The sequence below is a fragment of the Edaphobacter sp. 4G125 genome, assembly GCF_014274685.1.
Lineage (GTDB): Bacteria > Acidobacteriota > Terriglobia > Terriglobales > Acidobacteriaceae > Edaphobacter.
In genome coordinates, this window is sequence record NZ_CP060393.1 from 3,863,562 (window position 1) to 3,881,314 (window position 17,753).

The window sequence follows — 17,753 nt, forward strand, 5'->3', positions numbered from 1 at the left end:
CCAATTCATCGAACATCTCTTCGTCGCGCAAGGTACACGCCATCCATCTACGCTCCGCCGCGCTCCAGCTCCCTCGTCTTCAGCACAATCATGTACTCATAAAACGACTGTAGCGTCGCATAGGTCACTCCGGCTCCGCCATCCAGAATGGCTCCGCGAAAGAACATCATGTACGCCCACTTGATCAGCGGTCGTGCAGGCATCCTATAAAACAGCGCCTTCTGATGTAGTCTTCGCGTGTGAAAGTCAGGATCGCGCAGTGCACTCTTCCACGAAGGATTCCGCAGCCCCTGCTGACGATAGATCAGCTCCGCCTCCATCGTCGAATAGGTATTGTGCTTCGCCACCCAGTGCGCAATCCCTTTTGAAAATGGATAGTGATCCAGCGGATATCCCAGATCCGCCACTCGTCCATCGACCTCAATCACCTCGTTGATGGCCCGCGTATACTTCGCCCTCTCCGGCCGCACCAGCCGGATATAAAACGGTGAAATCTGCGCATGCTTCAGCCATGTGCCAAACAGAAAATCCCTTCGCCGCAGCCGGAAGCCCGTCACATTCTCCGACGCCCCCAACACCACCTGCTGCATCTCCCGCGACAGCTCCGCGGTAGGTCGCTCATCCGCATCCAGCAGAAATAACCAGGGATATTTGAACTTTACTTCGGTCATCCCCGCATTCCGGTGTGTCGCGTAGTTGTCGAACGCCCGCTGCGTCACCTTTGCTCCCGCAGCCTCCGCAATCTTCACCGTATCGTCCGTCGAGTATGAATCTAAGACGTGCACATCATCCGACCACGCCACCGACTCCAGGCACCCCGGCAGGTCGCGCTGCTCATTCTTGGTAAGAATCAGGACCGAAATCATCTCCCTCCATTAGACCATCTCCCCTCCGCCCTTCCCCATGCCCCAAAAGTCCACTTTTTCTCCTCATACAAAATCCGTCTTCTCCATCTAAACTCATCCCATGTGCGGAATCGTTGGATACATTGGTCCGAAACCTGTCGTGCCTGTCATTATCGAAGGCCTGCGCCGCCTCGAATACCGCGGTTATGACTCCGCAGGCATCGCCGTCGCCGGCAACACCGCCGGACTCGAGCTCCGCCGCGCCCCCGGCAAGCTGCGCAATCTCGAAACCGTCATCGCCGACCATCCCATCACCGGCACCTTCGGCATCGGACACACCCGCTGGGCCACGCACGGTCGCCCCACCGAAGAGAACGCCCACCCACACCGCGACTGCACCGGCTCACTCGTCGTCGTCCACAACGGCATCGTCGAAAACTACCTCGCCCTCAAAAAAGAACTGACCGCCGCCGGTCACAAGTTCGTCACCGAAACCGACACTGAGATCATCGCCCATCTCATCGAGCAAGAGCTTAAGGACACACCCGAGCTCCCCCTTGAGGAAGCAGTCCGCGAAGCCGTCAAGCGCCTCACTGGAGCCTTCGCCATCGGAGTCCTCTCCGCCAACGAGCCCAACAAGCTCGTCGCCGCCCGCATGGGACCACCCGCCGTCATCGGCATTGGCGACGGAGAATTCTTCCTCGCCTCCGACGTCCCCGGCATCCTTCACCACACCCGCAACATCCACTTCCTCGCCGACGGCGAACTCGCCGTGCTCACCCGCGAAGGCGTCGCCCTCTCCGACTTCAATGGCCGCCCACTGCCGCTCAAAACTCAGCGCATCGCCTGGGACCCCATCCAGGCCGAAAAAGCCGGCTACAAGCACTTCATGCTTAAGGAGATCAACGAGCAGCCTCGCGCCATCCGCGACACCACCCTCGGACGCATCTCTCTCGAAACCGGCCAGGTCTTCCTCGACAATCTCGATCTCTCCGCCGACGACATCCGCCACGCCGCCCAGATCACCATCGCCGCCTGCGGAACCTCCTGGCACGCCGGACTCGCCGGAAAGTTCATGATCGAACGCCTCGCCCGCCTCCCCGTCGACGTCGACTACGCCTCCGAGTACCGCTACCGCGATCCCATCCCTAATCCCAAAGCCATTGGCCTGCTCATCACCCAGTCCGGCGAAACCGCCGACACCATCGCCGCCCAGACCGAGCTCATCGACAAAGGCTCCAAGACCCTCGCCATCTGCAACGTCGTCGGCTCCGCCATCACCCGCCGCGCCAACGGAACCATCACTACCAACGCCGGACCTGAGATCGGTGTCGCCTCCACCAAGGCCTTCACCGCGCAGCTCACCGCGCTCTTCCTCCTCGCTCTCCACCTCGCCCAAACCCGCAATACCATCACGCCCGAGCAGTCCCTGCACCTCGCCACCGAGCTCTCGAAGATCCCTGGCAAACTCGAGTCCATGCTCTCGCTCAACCGGCCCAACATTACCGGCATGTCCGAAGGAGTCGCCGCCCCCTCACCCGCACCACCATCTTCTTCGAGTGTCATTCCGGGCGATCGAAGTGGAAGTGTCAGCGGAAAAAATGAAAGCGTCATCCTCAGCGGAGCGGCGTCAGCCGCGCAGTCGAAGGATCTGCGGTTAACACCGTCAGCCAACATCCCCTCACCCTGGACCGGCCCCGAGCGCCGCCGCACTCCGCGCCTCTCCCTCGACGAGCAGTGCCAGCACCTCGCCCGCCTCTTCCACTCCGCCAACGACTTCCTCTTCCTCGGCCGCGGAATCCATTACCCCATCGCCCTCGAAGGCGCTCTCAAGCTCAAGGAGATCTCCTACATCCACGCCGAAGGCTACCCCGCCGGCGAGATGAAGCACGGCCCCAACGCCCTCATCGACGAGGCCCTGCCCGTCGTCTGCATCGCTACCAAGGACCCCTCCGACCCCGCCAGCGTCCTCAAGTACGAAAAGACCCTCAGCAATATTCAGGAGGTCACCGCCCGCTCCGGCCGAGTCATCGCCATCGCCATCCAGGGCGATACCGAAATCCAGCAGATCGTCGAACACACCATCTACATCCCACCCGCCCCCGAGCTACTTCTCCCCATCCTCGAAGTCGTTCCGCTACAACTCCTCGCCTACCACATCGCCGTAAGAAGAGGATGCGATGTAGACCAGCCTAGGAATCTGGCGAAAAGCGTGACGGTGGAATAGTTTCATTAAATACAAAAATTAGGATGCCCTCAAACTATGGCCGAATCGAACGGGCTGCTTTCTGCCGAAGAAATTGCTGAGATAAAGCAACGCGCTCTGAGAGCTATAAGCCCCCTGGAGCCTCCGAGCCGCGGTAAAAATTACAGAGTAGGCGATAAACGAACCGAGGCGGGGAAGAATCTCCCAGAATATTACCTTGTCTACTTCTTACTCGTAGAACTATTGGGATTCCCACGCGGAGGTCGGTGGGAAAAGACTGCTTGGTCCATACCGGTGGATTTCGAGGGCAACCTTGCCTTTGTCGAACACAGAAAATTTGGCCTCGGCATTTTCTCTCCTGGCGAGCCTGATGATGAAGTAGTCGCGCAACAGATCGTGGCTTCGATCAACCGCGGGGTAAGAACTGCAAAAGAATTCTTCAACCATCTCGCTTGGCAAGCAGTAGAACAATCGCAATTAAATGTCACCAATACCAGTCGCTGGCTATTTGACAGATATAGGTACATCTACGACCGCTTCCGAGAGAAATCTGAGGAGGCAGAACGTAGAAAAGAGGAAGTGATAACTACTCGTAACGAACATAGCAATGGAAGTCACTCAACGATGTATTCACGTCCGAGTTTTCAACTCCGAAGAGAAGCTACTTGGTTTGGGCTTTCGGCCATTGAGGCGTTCTTTAGTTGGACAGAACATGTACTTGTACATGTCGCTGTTCTGCGTGGAAACATCAAAACCGGTCAAGAAGTGGCAGATCTAGCAAGACAAGATTGGCAAATCAAAGTGAGGGCGGCTCTCGACATCAGTTCAGCTGAAACTAAATCTATTTTCGACGATCTCTTGCTAATTAGACGACAGATTCGGAACTACATGGCCCACGGTGCGTTCGGTAAACATGGCGAGGCATTTTTGTTCCATTCAGCCGCCGGGGCTGTTCCGGTGATGTTGACGGAGAACGAACGCTACTCCATCTGGGAAGAGCCGATGTTTGATGAGACCTTCGCCTTGCAAAGAGCTGAGGCTTTCATTGAGCACCTATGGTCCGGTGATCTCGCTCCAGCAAAGATCCATATCCAAGACGCGAGTCTGCCAACTATCTTGCCTTATGCATCAGATGGAACGTACGCTCGGGCAATGAGTTCGGTCGGCGAAATGGAAGACTTCACGGAATATCTATCCCGTCGAATGGATGACGCCGCGAACATGGATTTCTAAAATGGCGGTAACCTAAGCGTCACATACATTCGAGCGGTGGGTGACCACACATCCAATCCTACCCATAACGGGTGCCCCATTCATGGCGCAGTCTTATCGCGACATGAGTAGGCATTCGAGCGAAGCTCGAACCGTTCTCCCTCACACCGGCCAAAATCCAGACCATGCCCGTAGGCCTCGAGCGGAGACAACAAACAGGCCAGTTCCACTTCATCACCTTCAGCTGTTACCACCGTCTCTCCTTCCTCAAAGACCCCGAACCTAAGAACATCCTCGAACAGGTCATCGAAAAGACCCGGCACTCGCACTCCTCACCATCTACGCCTACGTCCTGATGCCCGAGCACGTCCACCTCCTGATCAACGAACCGAAGTCCGCACTCTCTCCTCGTTCCTCAGAGTCCTCAAAGGAGAATCCTCCAAACTCCTCAAAGGTTCACGCAACAAGTTCTGTCAGAGCGTTATTACGACTTCAACACCTTCACCTCCGGAAAATTCGTCGAGACGGTCCAGTACATCCATCGCAATCCCGGGGTCCCCAGACAGCTTGCTGGCTGGGGTGGAATCCCATCACCCGAAGCATCGTCTCCTGCCCTGAAGACTACTGCTGGAGCAGTTTCAATCACTACGCTATAGGTCATCCCGGCATCATCCAGATCGATTGCGAATGGCCCAAAAAGTTTCGTGCTACGCACGAAACCCCACTCATGCCGCGATAAAACCCTCGTCACGAATGGGCCACCCAATAATCGCCGTTTCTAACTCATCGATCTCTCGGAAACCGGCTCGTTGATCTGGATCAGCGGCTGGACATTCGTAAAGTTCGCAATATCCCCTACGACCTCTTCGCCCGACGCTGCAAGCGCGCTCTCGAACGCCTCTTTCGAAACAAACGTCAGCAGCGTGATCACCTCATATCCAGGCCCACCGCCATCGGGAGCAGCAACACCGCGCATCCACTCCATCTTCACCAGTCCCAGGCTCGTCCATCGCAGCTGCACCAGCGGCATGTGCTTCTTCTGGTAGTACTCGTGATCGAACCGTGATTCGCCATTCCGTGGATACAAAACTGAGATAATCGTCATGCCCCGAATCATACCGGACATCCCGCATCCATCCATGCCTTGAAAAGTGCCACCCGATCTTCCGGCCACGGTTCATCCGGAGGCATCGAACCATCCGCCACCGTGGCATACACGCTCTGTGCATTGGCAGGAACGCACATCCATTTGGGATCATCCAGAGCAATCCCCATCGGCGTCATGCAATCAATGTCCCCATCCCGAAAAAGCGGTCGAATGTCCTTCGCAAAACTCAGTGCCATCATCCCTCCCGTGGAGCATCCTTCCTTAGGATGCTTCTAAGTCCGATCCCACTGCTTGCGTAAGCGCAGGAATGGCTCGCATCTGACTGGTCCTCCACGAATCGGGTGTCCCATCATGCGCCGTTGCAAAGAGAACGAAACGCACCACATTTCATGCATAGCTTTGCACATGTCTGCAATAAAACTAACGCATTATCAATAGTTTAGGAATGGAACTCGAGCTGCATATCCTTGTTCATCCTCTACAGCTCTCGAACACGGGCGTTGTAGACATTTCTGTCTGCACAAAGGAATTAAAATGAAAAGGATGGCTGCAGTCGTCGCCGTTGTACTGCTGTGTTTTGCTTCCGCCGCTTACGCCGACAGTTTTTCGATACATATCACCGTGGACGAAAACGGCAACGGGACATTCACGAACACTACCGGTTTTTATGACACGTTGACCGGCTACATGGCTGCGGACCCAGGTCCGGGCGGCGCGTCGAGCGCGCTTACTTACTCATTGCTTAACCCTCCAGGGCTGATTTCGGGCGACCTCCTGATCTACAACGGCAGCGTGTTCAGCGATGTGGTTCGTTTCAATTCGTCCAACGGCACGCTTGTCTTCTATTCCAATCCAGCCGATGGATACGATAGCCTTGCGGACATCGCGTCGCCTCCCGGCTCCTATTACTCGAACACTTTAACTCTTTTCGAGATAGATGGAGTCGTTAACTTCACGCCAACTGCCGGCCAGCCCGGGTTTGTGACTGGCGCGGCGGGACCGATCACCTACACGCTGTTGAGTGATCCGGCTCCAGTCCCGGAGCCTTCTTCCCTATTGCTGATAGGGACAGGCGTTCTGGGCGCGGTCGGTGCGCTCCGGCGTCGGTTCAACGCGTAAGACTGTCGGTAAAACTCGTAGAAATATCGAGCCGTGGCTGTAGCCCACACATCAGCCAGCCATACGTCGGGTGCCCATTCATGCGGCTTCATCGCATGAGTGGGCACCCGAGCATAGTTCGAACCGCCTTTACAAAACCGGCGTAAAATCCACCCATGTCGAACCCTGTCCCCACCCTCTACGAATGGCTCGGCGGTTCCAGACCTCTTGTGACCCTCCTCGATCGCTTCTACCAGAAAGTCCCCTCCGATCCTCTCCTCGCTCCACTCTTCGCGCAAATGCCACCCGAGCACTTCCAGCATGTCGCCTCTTTCATCGGCGAAGTCCTCGGCGGACCTGCTGACTACTCCGCTCATCACGGCGGGCACGCCAACATGGTCCAGCATCATCTCGGCCGGGGAATCACCGACGAGCAGCGTAAGCATTGGATGCAGCTTTTGCTCGAAACCGCAGACGAACTGGGCCTCCCCTCCGACCCCGAGTTCCGCTCCGCTCTTGTCGGTTATCTCGAGTGGGGTTCCCGTCTGGCCGTCATCAACTCAGAACTTCCTGCGGATGCTCCCGTTACCGAAGCCCCCATGCCTTCCTGGAACTGGGGAGCTCCTGGCGGCCCCTATCAACCCGAATAGCTTACGCTGCCAGGCCGGAACCTGTTCGCTTCCGCGAAAGGAAGTAGAACCCGATTCCCATCCCAATCAGCGTCACTCCAGCGGCCAGCCCAAGCAGCCGCAATACCGCAACCGTGTACTTTCCCGACGAAGGAACATAGTTGCAGCAATAAAGCAGGAACAGGTCCTTCGCTGAAGCAATCTTCAGATTCGAGGCATTGACCAGCGCGAGCCGCACATCTCTTGTCGGATAATCGATCCCCGCCAGATACTCCGACATCCTTCCATCGGGAGTCGCAAACATCACCACGCTCGAGTGCGCAAACTGGTCCATCTTCCCATCCGGTCCCGGCACTCGCACATAGTGGAAGCCCGTCGCCTCGCTCAAAGCGGTAATCTCCGCCTGCTGTCCGGTCAAAAAATGAACCCCGTTCCCTGCATCCGGCTGGCCCAGTTCCGTCAAAAATGTCTTCTTTGCCGAACTCGCATCTTGTGGAGTGTCCATCGGGTCGATGCTGACCACCACCACGTCATAATCTTTGCCTGCCGTGAATCCAACCCCTCGCAATGCGGTCGAAAGGCCATGCAGAACCTGCGGACACAGCATCGTGCACTTGAAGTACACCAGCGCCATGGCGACCGGTCGCTTGTGGAAGTACTCATCCAATGCGACCTGCTTCCCGGTCTCGTCGACAAACGATGCCTTGAGCGGCAAAGGCTGGTTCAACCGCTCCACAAGCCCGGCATCCTTCAAATAGTTCGGAGTAGTCTGCGATGTCGAACCCAGAGGATGGCTATCGTTAAGCTGCTGTCCCCACAAAGCCGCCCCGGATAAGACCAAGCCCAGAACCGCCACTACACCGAAACGCAAAAAACGCATCGAAATCCTCTTTCTGCAAGGACGCTCTAACTTTTATGCTACGCCCCGAATATCTCGGTCTGGGAGTCTGTCAAGTCCAAATCCCTTCGATATCACTGATTCCACAGCACATCCCGATTGCAGATTGACCCCTTCCACTTCGCTAAACTGGAAGTAGAGCTGAAACGAAAAGGAGTTCCGAAATGTCTCCTTTCCTCATCCTGCACTCGCGGCAAGTCCAGACCTAAGCCCCATCTCCTGAATACTTTGTACAAAAACAGGAGGAGGGGCATCACACCCGGCAACCGCTACAGGAAAACCGCTCACGTACAATCGGTTCGATAGAAACCTTTTGCCGGAGCCATATCCTGTCCCATCTGCTTCCATCTTTGACCTCGGCCCTCGGGCTGCTGCTGGCCCCGCATGGCTTTAGCCACTATTGGAAGTCGCACTACCTCGACCAGACCTTCAAGGGGCTCTATCGCTGGAATGCTTTCGATACAGCGCTGTTGATTCCTTACTTCGTCGTCATGGTCATCCTGGCGTTCTACGGAATCCATCGCTATCAGCTCGTCTGGCTCTATTACAAGAACCGCAAGAACGCCAGCAAATGGAACGAGCCGCTGGCCCGTTTCGTCGAAGGTCAGCTTCCCTTCGTCACCATCCAGCTCCCCATCTTCAATGAGCAGTTCGTCATCGATCGCCTCATCGATGCTTGCTGCCGCCTCGATTATCCTCGCGACCGCTTCGAGATTCAGGTGCTCGACGACTCCACCGACGAAACCACGGAAGTCGCCCAGCAGATCGTCGAACGCTACGCCACCGGCTTCGCCGGAATGGACCCGCAACCCATCGTCTATATCCATCGCACCAACCGCTACGGCTTCAAAGCGGGTGCGCTCGATAACGGGCTCAAGTCCGCGCGTGGCGAATTCGTCGCCATCTTCGACGCCGACTTCGTCCCGCCGCGCGAGTGGGTCATGCAGGTCATCCACCACTTCGCCGAGCCGCAGATCGGCATGGTTCAGACCCGCTGGACGCATCTCAATCGCGATTACAGCTTCCTCACCCAGGTCGAGGCCATCATGCTCGATGGCCATTTTGTGCTGGAGCACGGCGGCCGCTCCCGCGCAAACGTCTTCTTCAACTTCAACGGCACCGCCGGAATGTGGCGACGCGAAACCATCGGCGCCGCCGGCGGCTGGCAACACGACACGCTCACCGAAGACACCGACCTAAGCTATCGCGCCCAAATGGTCGGCTGGAAGTTCAAGTACCTCCAGGATGTGGAGTGCCCCGCCGAGCTTCCCATCGAGATGACCGCCTTCAAGACCCAGCAGGCACGGTGGGCTAAAGGACTCATTCAAACCGGCAAAAAAATTCTCCCGCGCGTCCTCAAGAGCGACGTGCCTTGGCACACCAAGCTCGAAGCCTGGTATCACCTCACGGCAAACATCAGCTATCCCTTGATGATCATCCTTAGCATCCTGTTGATGCCCGCGATGATCATTCGCAGCTGGCAGGGCCTCTTGCAGATGCTGCTGATCGATCTGCCACTCTTCATGGCCAGCACCATGTCGATCTCCAGCTTCTACCTCGTCAGCCAGAAAGAGCTCTTCCCCAAGAAGTGGGGCCGAACATTCCTGTATCTCCCATTCTTGATGGCACTTGGCGTTGGCCTCACCATCACAAACACCAAGGCCGTGATGGAGGCGCTCTTCGGTGTGAAGTCCGCCTTTGCCCGTACTCCGAAATATCGCGTGAACAAAAAGGGCGAGAAGAGCCAGGCCAAGAAGTATCGCAAGCGCCTCGGCATCATCCCCTGGATCGAGCTCGCCATCGGATGCTACTTCGCCGCGACGGTCTGGTATGCCATCACGACAGAGAACTACTTCACCGTGCCCTTCCTCGTTCTCTTTGTCTTCGGTTACTGGTACACCGGCCTGCTGAGTCTTCTTCAGGGGCGTTTCGAACGCTTCGGAAACGCCGGGCAGGAGTTCCACGAAAAGCCGTATCCGATGGGAATTTAAGATTGCTTGCCCTGCATGTGTCATCCTGAGCGAAACGGCGTCAGCCGCGCAGTCGAAGGATCTGCGTTTCACTATGCTGGACGAGCGCAGTTAGCACATCAGAAATACGGGGTGCCGCCAAATGAAGATACGAATATGGATCGCAACCATCCTACTCACTCTCTCCTGTGCTTCCTCTTTCGCCCTCGACTCTGTCCCTAAGCCTGAATATCACCAGCGCCGCGCCGCGCTTGCAGAAAAACTGCACGGCGGCATCGCTGTTCTCTTTGCTGCAGAAGAATCTGTTCTAGACTTCATGCCTTACCGTCAGGACTCGGACTTCTACTATCTCTCCGGGTGGAACGAGCCCGGAGCCGCAATCGTCATCCTCCCTGCTGTTGACGCAGCTCCCGAGACTCCCGGCACTGCACTCGGAGGCCGCGCAGCGCAGCCCTACCGCGAGATTCTCTTCCTGCCAACGCGCAATCCTCGCACCGAGAAGTACACCGGCCCCAAGATGGATGCAGCCACCCCTGGCGTCGCAGCAACCACGGGCTTCGACGAAGTGCTGCCGATGACTGAGCTGCCTGCCGTCCTGAACAAGATCGCGCAGGCAGACCGCAATCGCATCCGCGATGTATGGACAGAAAAAGACTCTCCACAGGCCAAAGCCCTTCTCGGATTCACCGCCGCTACGTTGGGCCTCTCTGATCTTGAATCTGCAGGCGATGTCTCGCAGCCCATCATGACTCTGCGAGCATTCAAATCCCCCGCTGAAGTGGAACTAATTCGCAAAGCGACTGACGCCTCCATTGCAGCGCAGCTTGCAGGTATGAGAACCATCATGCCTGGCGTTCGCGAGCGTACCGTCGCCGGTGTCGAGATCGCAAAGATGATGCAGGAGGGTTGTGAGCGACCGAGCTATGCTCCCATCGTCGGTTCAGGCCCCAACTCCACCACGCTGCACTACAGCGACAACTCCCGCATCATGAAGTCCGGTGATACGGTCGTCATCGACGAAGCCGGCGAGTACAGCATGTACGCCTCCGATATCACTCGCACCATGCCCGTCAGCGGCCACTTCACCGCGCGGCAGCGCGAAATCTACAACCTCGTCCTCGGTGCACAGCGAGCCGCAGCCGCGGCCTTCGTTGCCGGTAAGTCCACCATCAATGATCCCCAGCATAAGCGTCCCGATTCACTCGACACCATCGCCTTCAACTACATCAACGAGCACGGCAAAGATCTCCACGGACAGCCGCTCGGCCAGTACATGGTGCATGGCATTGGCCATCTCGTCGGTATCGATGTCCACGATCCCTGGGAATACTCCAGGCCTCTCGACAAAGGTATGGTCTTCACCATCGAACCCGGACTCTATCTACCCGAAGAGAACATCGGCGTCCGCATCGAAGATGTCTTCTACGTCGGTCCCGATGGTAAGCTCATCGATCTCGTAGAGAAACTTCCTCACGAAGCCACGGATATCGAAGCCGCGATGAAAAAGTAATCTCTGTTCGCGAGCACGAAAAAGCCCGGCATCACGCCGGGCTTTTTCTCATCCACCCACAAAAACTACCAGCGAATACCAACCGTGATTGGGAAGTATCCCGTACGCTTGTTGTTCTCTGGATAGTACGAGTTCACCGAGTTGGAGCTGGGCTGGTTGTCGACCCAGACATACCGCGCCTCCGCATACAGCTTCTCCGAAGCAAATCGCGAGAACCGGTAGGTAAAACCGATACCGCCATTCACACCGCCAGCATTATTCGAATAGTGATCGAAGGTCTGGTTCTGGGTGAACTGGTAGCAGAAGCCGAAGAAGTCGCAGAACACACCGGTCTGCGGAAGAGTCCAGTTCGTAATCTTACGGTAGAAGCCGCCACCGCCGATCACGTACGCCCCCACCGAATCACCCTGATAGAAGGTGTACATCGGATTCAGCGTGAACGACCACATGTGCGCATTGCCATCGAGGCCCGCAAGGCTGATGGGATTTCCATTGCTGTCGACAAGGTTGAGATTGGTGTAGCGAGCATATTGACGATTGATGTTTCCACTCGTCAGACCGAGCTTGTCATAGTCATATTGCAGCAGCACGGCAAACTTTTTGCTGAAGTTATATCCAGCGCCCACCTGGAACTTCCAGCTTGTGCCAAGCTCTTTACCTGCAGAGCCTGTGGGCAGGGTAAAGCCTGCGCCAGCGTTGAAAGTATATTTGTTCGAACCATCAGGATTATGCCAACGATCGCTGTAATTGGTGCGGCGTCCATAGGTGCGGCGCGGTGGCGGCTGGTCTTCTCCAAAACGTGGCATAAAGTTTTCTGCCGAGGCCACCTCATCGCTGCTCGAAGCACTCGAGCTGTAGTTCAACTCTGCCGGTCGAGTCAGATCAATCGGAGCCATCAGACTCTTCTTCAGGTCAATGGCCTTTCCTGCATCCGGTGCTGGTGCGGCAGACTGTGCATAGAGGCACACGCTCGTCCCCGCACTCAAAAAAGCTACAGCGGCGGCGTAGGCCACCGTTCTGGAGAGACGGTTGTTGCTCGTCATGAAATGCATCCTTCTAGCTCCCCTTGATAAAAATCTACTGGTTCTCTAACCCTAACTCACAGCGCTTGTTGTGTAGGACGCGTGAAATTAGAAATTGGATGACAATATCTCGTTCAGTTTGTGACAAAAAGACAAAGGAAAAGGGCATCCTTCGTTCGGGATGCCCACGTATTGTTTTCCTTATTCTACCGCTTAGTGGATGTCGAATTGCTCCGGATGGAGGCTCGGGTCCGACTTCACCAGAATCGTCTTGCCCACCATCTCTTCCATCTCCTGCAGCCACTTCGTCGAAGACTTCAGTTGCTTCACCACATCGGGATGCACACGCAGCATTACATCGTTGCGGTCCAGGTGCTTCGACATCTTCCGCATCTCGACATAGATGTCGTTGCACACTGTCACCGGCGACTTCACCATGCCCGTTCCCGCGCAAATGTTGCACTGCGTCGAAAGCGTACGCTCCAGCGACTGTTTCACGCGCTTGCGCGTAATCGCCACCAGACCAAAATCGTTGAACTGAAGAATCTTCGATGGAGCACGATCGTTCTTCAACTCCTCTTCCAGTGCCGCCATCACCTTCTGACGATTCTTGCGCTCATCCATATCAATGAAGTCGATAATGATGATGCCGCCCAGATCGCGCAATCGGATCTGACGCACAATCTCCGGGATTGCATCCAGGTTCGTCTTCACAATCGTGTCTTCCAGACGCGCCGTTTTACCGACATACTTGCCGGTGTTGATATCGATCGCGACCAGGGCTTCGGTCTGGTTGATCACAATCGATCCACCGGACTTCAGCCACACCTTCGAACGCAGCGCCTTGTTGATCTCCTCAGTGATGCCGAACTGTTCGAACAGCGGCGTCTCCTTGGTGTACAGCTTCACGCGGCGAATCAGGCTCGGCTGGAAACGCTGCAGGAAGCGAAGAATCCGCTCGTAGTTGTCTTCACTGTCGACCCAGATCGCCGAAAAGTTATCCGTCACCTGGTCACGCAGAATGCGCTCGACAAGATTGAGATCGTGATAGATCAGCGCCGGCGACTTCGAGGACTCCGACCGCTGCTTGATGTCGGCCCACAGGTTCAACAGGAATCGCAGATCGCTGCGCAGCTCTTCTTCCGTCGCTCCAGCCGCAGCCGTGCGAACAATAAAGCCACCTGCTGCATCGCCTTTCTCGCTCAGCAGAATCTCCTTCAGCCTGCGACGCTCGCCATCCGACTCAATCTTGCGTGAGACACCCGTATGGTTCACCGTCGGCATAAACACCAGGAACCGGCCCGGCAGAGCAATATGCGATGTAATTCGCGCACCCTTCTTGGCGATCGGCTCCTTGGCGATCTGGACCAGGACCTCCTGGCCCGGCTTCAGAAGCTCGGTGATCGCTGGAAGATCGGTCGCCTGCACCGAGCTGCGGCCACGACGGCGATCTCCACCGCCCGTGTGACGCACTCCGCGCCCTCCGCGGCGATCTCTACGGCCACGACGGCGATCAAACTCACGCGCAGGCTCCTGCTCAGTCGCTGCACCGTCGGCCACTGCACCGGTTTCACTCTCTTCGGAGTCTTCCTCGTCCGTCAGGCCTTCGTCTTCTTCAGTTTCATCCTCGACAGCGTACTCGGCTCCTGCTGTCTCGTAGCTCCCATCGTCGACGGCTTCTTCCTCTTCGAAATCTTCTTCTTCCAGCGCAGGAGCCGTGACCTCGTCGATCGACATCTCGCGGATCATCGTCCCCAGATCCGCAGCGCCCTCCAACGTCTCCTCCTCATCGAAATCATCCAGCTCTTCGATCGAGCTGGCAAACAAGGTATCCGGATCGAGGGCCGCTCCATGAATGGCTCCTTCTTCGATTCTGTCCGCTGCATGTTCGAACGCCTGCTGCTCTGCCTCTGTCTCGACTGTGCTGACTTCCGGCTCAGGCGAAACCATCTCGCCACTGGCCTCGATCGAAGTCACCTCGTGAACCTCCGCCGCCACCTCTGGTTCTTCTGGCGCGGTCGCATGAGTCTCTACAAATTCGTGCTGCTCAATCTCGACGTGCGGTAGCTCAGAGTGATGTGCCGCAACCTCCTCGACTGGAGACTCCACCGGCTCTTCCACTGGCGCACTCTGACGAAACTCACTCGGAGGAACAGGATCGAACCGATACGACACCGAAGTCTCTTCGGTTGGTTCATACTCCACAGGCTCCGCGGGCTTCTCCTCCAGGGGAGCGCTGGCCAACTCTTCGGTGGTGGTCTCCTCAACCACCTCTGGAACAGGAGCCGCTACCGGCGGATCCTTTCGGCGACGTCGCGACAGCGACTCACCCGGAAGCACCAGACCGCCATCCCATCCCGCCGGAATCTCATACCCGGGCGCTGTCGGTGCAGCAACCACCGGTGCAGGCTTCGCTGCGCTGGCGACAGGCTCCTCTTCCCCCGGTTTGCGATACTTCGAGAGAGACTCGCCCGGAAGCACAATCGCCTCATGGCCCGGCTCCGGCTGGTCCTTCTCTGTCGAATACTCCTCGCCCGAACCCTCTAAACCATACAGCGATGTTCGCGGAGCGAATCCTCGCGGTGCGCGGCGCCCACGATCACGCCCGCCACGGTCGCGCCGACCCCGGCCACGATCTTCGCTGCGATGAAAGCCCTCATCCGAAGGCTGCTCTGTTTCAGGCGCAGACTCCAGAACGGCCTCCACGGCCTCGGTCGATCCATCAATCTCGATTGGCGCCCCATATTCCTCGCCTTCCTGCTGAGGCTCGACTGTCTGCTCGCCCTCGGCGCTCTGCTGACGTCCACGTCCACGTCCGCGCCGACGGCGTCCGCGCCATCGGCGGCTGCCCTCTGCCGAGGACACACCCTCACCTTCACCCCGAGCCTGCTCGCTATCCTGCTCCTCGGCTCCTTCAGAAGGCCCATCCTGTCGGACGTACTCTTCTCTCTCCGAAGCAGCTCCGCCCTCGGCGTTCTGCTGACGTTCGCGGCTTCCATTCCGGTCCCGGCGATCGCGACGGCCACGCCCCTCTCCCGATCCCGAAGCCCCCTCGCGACGTCCACCGTTCTTGTGCGAACCTTCGCCCTCGAAGTCGGCAGAGTCTCCCGCCTCCTCCATAAAGTCCGTGATGTACAGGAAGGCATCGCGCTCCAGCCCGATATCCACAAAGGCGGACTGCATGCCTGGTAGGACGCGTGTCACACGCCCGTTGTAGATCGATCCCGCGAGAGTATATTCATTCTCCCGCTCGTAGTAGACCTCTGATAGAGCGTCACTTTCAACAATGGCAAGCCGCGTTTCATGCGGCGTGCTTGAAATATAAATTTCCTTCGACATTCGTCTGCTCTTTTCCGCAGACCAGACAAGAAGAATCTAGAGCTAGATGCAGCTCACCGAAGGACGGACAGGATAGGACACGAGCGCAGACTCGAAAAAACGAGGGCCAGCCGATAGATCAAAATGTGGGATAACAACTCTGCCTGTCCGCCTCCCGCTACTTGCGGGTGGAACAGGACCATTGAGATCGGATACGCCTGAAAAATCTCCGAGCCACTGCCGGAAGCATGCGGACTTTGTGACCATAACAGCCTCAATCTTCACGATTTGAGGCGGGGCCGTTTGCCATCCGGATGCACTCATTTTCCTGAAACCTGTCCGGCCAATGGACCGATGTCTCTCGCCTGGCCGGCCTTTTCTTTCAAAAATCAAAATCTTGTTAGCCGCTCCGGCGATCACACGATTCAGCAAGGAGCGGGATACCTCTGACCCGGCATCTACAGCCTGTCAGGTTGCTGTCTTTAGTATTGCACTAAAGTTATGGCAACCGCCAGTATGGATTCCGCTTCCTCCAACCCCATCACCGCGTGCGCATACGAGCGAACCCGACCCTCGGTCTGCCGAAACTCCTCCACCGTCATTCTGAGCCGTAGGCGAAGAATCCCTATATTTCAGGCTGTCAAGTCGGAAAATGAAGCAAACTACACAAACCAAAGTACATCTTCATTGCAGAATGATCCCTTCCAAGTCGCTATCCTTAAAAGAGAGCGAAAAAGGAGTTGTCCAACATGCTAAAGGAGCGGAAGTACGAGCCTAACCAGCTTGAATCCAATACTTTGCACAAAAACAGGCGGGGGGAGGGGTCAGTTCACAAACCGGCGCATCCTGACATTCATCACGATGCCAAGCGCCAGGAACGTGAACAGAACAGACGATCCCCCATAACTCATCAGCGGCAGCGGAATTCCGGTCACCGGCATCATCCCCACCACCATGCCGATATTGACCGCGATCTGGAACGTGATCACCGCCACCACTCCCATGATGATGAAGGTGCCGGGCAGATCGGCGGCCGTCTGGGCATTCTGAATCAACCGCATCAGGATCAGGAAGTACAACAACAACACCCCCATCGCACCGACAAAGCCGTGCTCCTCGCAAAACGCCGCAAAGATAAAGTCGGTATAAGGAATCGGGAGGAAGTCTCCCTGGGTTTGGGTGCCCTTGTTGGCTCCCTTGCCCCAGATGCCACCGGAACCCACCGCGATCAGCGACTGGCGAATCTGGTAACCCGATCCCCTCGGGTCCGAGTCAGGGTCGAGAAAAGCATTGATGCGGGCCTGCTGATACGGTTTCAGCCGCTTACCGCTCTTCCAGGCGATCCCACCAATCATCACGAGGACCAGCAGAATAATGCCGACCTGTTTCGGCCGGATCCCGCCAAGAAATAGCCCTGCAATCAGGACCGGAGAATACGTCAGCGACGTCCCCAGATCGGGCTGAGTCAATACCAGCCCCATCGGAACGCAGACCAGTGCAACGGCTTTCCATATATCTGGCCACGTCAGGTCCTTCCCGGCCAGATTCCAGAAATAGCGGGCCACCGCCACAATCAGCACCAGTTTCACCCATTCGGAAGGCTGGAAGTGAACACCGCCTCCAAGATTGATCCACCGACGCGCACCCAGTACCTTCTGCCCCACCAGCTTCACCGCCAGCAACGACAAAATACTGATTCCATAAGCCCACGGCACGATATCGAGTAGGCGATGGTAATCGATCATTGAGATCAGAAACATCAGCAGCAGGCCTACGACCAGAAATCCGATCTGCTTGTGATCGAAGCCATGAAACTTCGTATGCACCGTCGCCGATTTGATCTCGAGGACGCTGATCACCGACAACAGCATCACAAACCCGAGCAGGACCCAGTCGAAATCGCGATAAGAAGAAAGGCGGAACATGAAATAGCTTGA

The 17,753-nt window shown here is 56.7% G+C and carries 15 protein-coding genes; 7 read left to right on the forward strand and 8 right to left on the reverse strand.

What is annotated here, in order from left to right; genetic code table 11:
• Positions 1–47: 47 nt before the first annotated feature.
• Positions 48–866, reverse strand: a complete 819-nt coding sequence (locus H7846_RS16230; protein WP_186693620.1) for a glycosyltransferase family 2 protein — start codon at positions 864–866, stop codon at positions 48–50.
• Positions 867–966: 100 nt separating this feature from the next.
• Here H7846_RS16230 and glmS point away from each other — a divergent pair, with 100 nt between their 5' ends.
• The 3 genes from glmS to H7846_RS16250 all read left to right on the forward strand — a co-directional run bounded on the left by glmS (position 967) and on the right by H7846_RS16250 (position 4,619).
• Entirely contained in the window at positions 967–3,072 is a 2,106-nt protein-coding gene (gene glmS, locus H7846_RS18035) for a glutamine--fructose-6-phosphate transaminase (isomerizing) (protein ID WP_255460689.1), read from the forward strand.
• 36 nt (positions 3,073–3,108) lie between these two features.
• Complete coding sequence (locus tag H7846_RS16245) at positions 3,109–4,284, forward strand: hypothetical protein (protein WP_186693622.1); 1,176 nt, start codon at positions 3,109–3,111, stop codon at positions 4,282–4,284.
• A gap of 164 nt (positions 4,285–4,448) precedes the next feature.
• A complete protein-coding gene (locus H7846_RS16250; RefSeq protein ID WP_186693624.1) occupies positions 4,449–4,619 on the forward strand; it encodes a hypothetical protein in 171 nt (56 codons plus the stop codon).
• A gap of 128 nt (positions 4,620–4,747) precedes the next feature.
• Here the strand turns inward: H7846_RS16250 and H7846_RS16255 are convergent, their stop codons facing one another.
• The 3 genes from H7846_RS16255 to H7846_RS16265 all read right to left on the reverse strand — a co-directional run bounded on the left by H7846_RS16255 (position 4,748) and on the right by H7846_RS16265 (position 5,610).
• Entirely contained in the window at positions 4,748–4,978 is a 231-nt protein-coding gene (locus H7846_RS16255) for a hypothetical protein (protein ID WP_186693626.1), read from the reverse strand.
• 63 nt (positions 4,979–5,041) lie between these two features.
• Positions 5,042–5,368: an EthD family reductase gene (locus H7846_RS16260; protein ID WP_186693628.1), complete on the reverse strand. Its 327-nt coding sequence runs from the start codon at positions 5,366–5,368 to the stop codon at positions 5,042–5,044.
• Positions 5,369–5,376: 8 nt separating this feature from the next.
• Positions 5,377–5,610 (reverse strand): hypothetical protein, encoded by a 234-nt coding sequence (locus tag H7846_RS16265; RefSeq protein ID WP_186693630.1) that lies wholly within the window; start codon positions 5,608–5,610, stop codon positions 5,377–5,379.
• Positions 5,611–5,905: 295 nt separating this feature from the next.
• On the opposite strand from H7846_RS16265, the gene H7846_RS16270 reads away from it, so the two are divergent.
• A complete protein-coding gene (locus H7846_RS16270) occupies positions 5,906–6,490 on the forward strand; it encodes a PEP-CTERM sorting domain-containing protein (protein ID WP_186693632.1) in 585 nt (194 codons plus the stop codon).
• A gap of 155 nt (positions 6,491–6,645) precedes the next feature.
• The gene (locus H7846_RS16275; protein ID WP_186693634.1) at positions 6,646–7,119 is read left to right on the forward strand and encodes a group II truncated hemoglobin; all 474 of its coding nucleotides are present in this window, start codon (positions 6,646–6,648) and stop codon (positions 7,117–7,119) included.
• Between the two features lies 1 nt (position 7,120).
• On the opposite strand, the gene H7846_RS16280 is transcribed toward H7846_RS16275, so the two are convergent.
• Positions 7,121–7,978: an SCO family protein gene (locus H7846_RS16280; protein ID WP_186693636.1), complete on the reverse strand. Its 858-nt coding sequence runs from the start codon at positions 7,976–7,978 to the stop codon at positions 7,121–7,123.
• Positions 7,979–8,346: 368 nt separating this feature from the next.
• Here H7846_RS16280 and H7846_RS16285 point away from each other — a divergent pair, with 368 nt between their 5' ends.
• Entirely contained in the window at positions 8,347–9,987 is a 1,641-nt protein-coding gene (locus H7846_RS16285; RefSeq protein WP_255460690.1) for a cellulose synthase family protein, read from the forward strand.
• 121 nt (positions 9,988–10,108) lie between these two features.
• A complete protein-coding gene (locus tag H7846_RS16290; protein WP_186693638.1) occupies positions 10,109–11,476 on the forward strand; it encodes an aminopeptidase P N-terminal domain-containing protein in 1,368 nt (455 codons plus the stop codon).
• 65 nt (positions 11,477–11,541) lie between these two features.
• Here H7846_RS16290 and H7846_RS16295 read toward each other — a convergent pair whose 3' ends face one another.
• From H7846_RS16295 to rodA, 3 genes are all read right to left on the reverse strand, one after another.
• On the reverse strand, positions 11,542–12,519 hold the full coding sequence (locus tag H7846_RS16295) for an outer membrane beta-barrel protein (protein ID WP_186693640.1): 978 nt from the start codon (positions 12,517–12,519) through the stop codon (positions 11,542–11,544).
• 192 nt (positions 12,520–12,711) lie between these two features.
• Positions 12,712–15,837, reverse strand: coding sequence for an Rne/Rng family ribonuclease (locus H7846_RS16300; protein ID WP_186693642.1), 3,126 nt, complete (start codon positions 15,835–15,837; stop codon positions 12,712–12,714).
• Positions 15,838–16,640: 803 nt separating this feature from the next.
• Positions 16,641–17,741: a rod shape-determining protein RodA gene (gene rodA, locus H7846_RS16305; RefSeq protein WP_186693644.1), complete on the reverse strand. Its 1,101-nt coding sequence runs from the start codon at positions 17,739–17,741 to the stop codon at positions 16,641–16,643.
• Between the last annotated feature and the right edge of the window lie 12 nt (positions 17,742–17,753).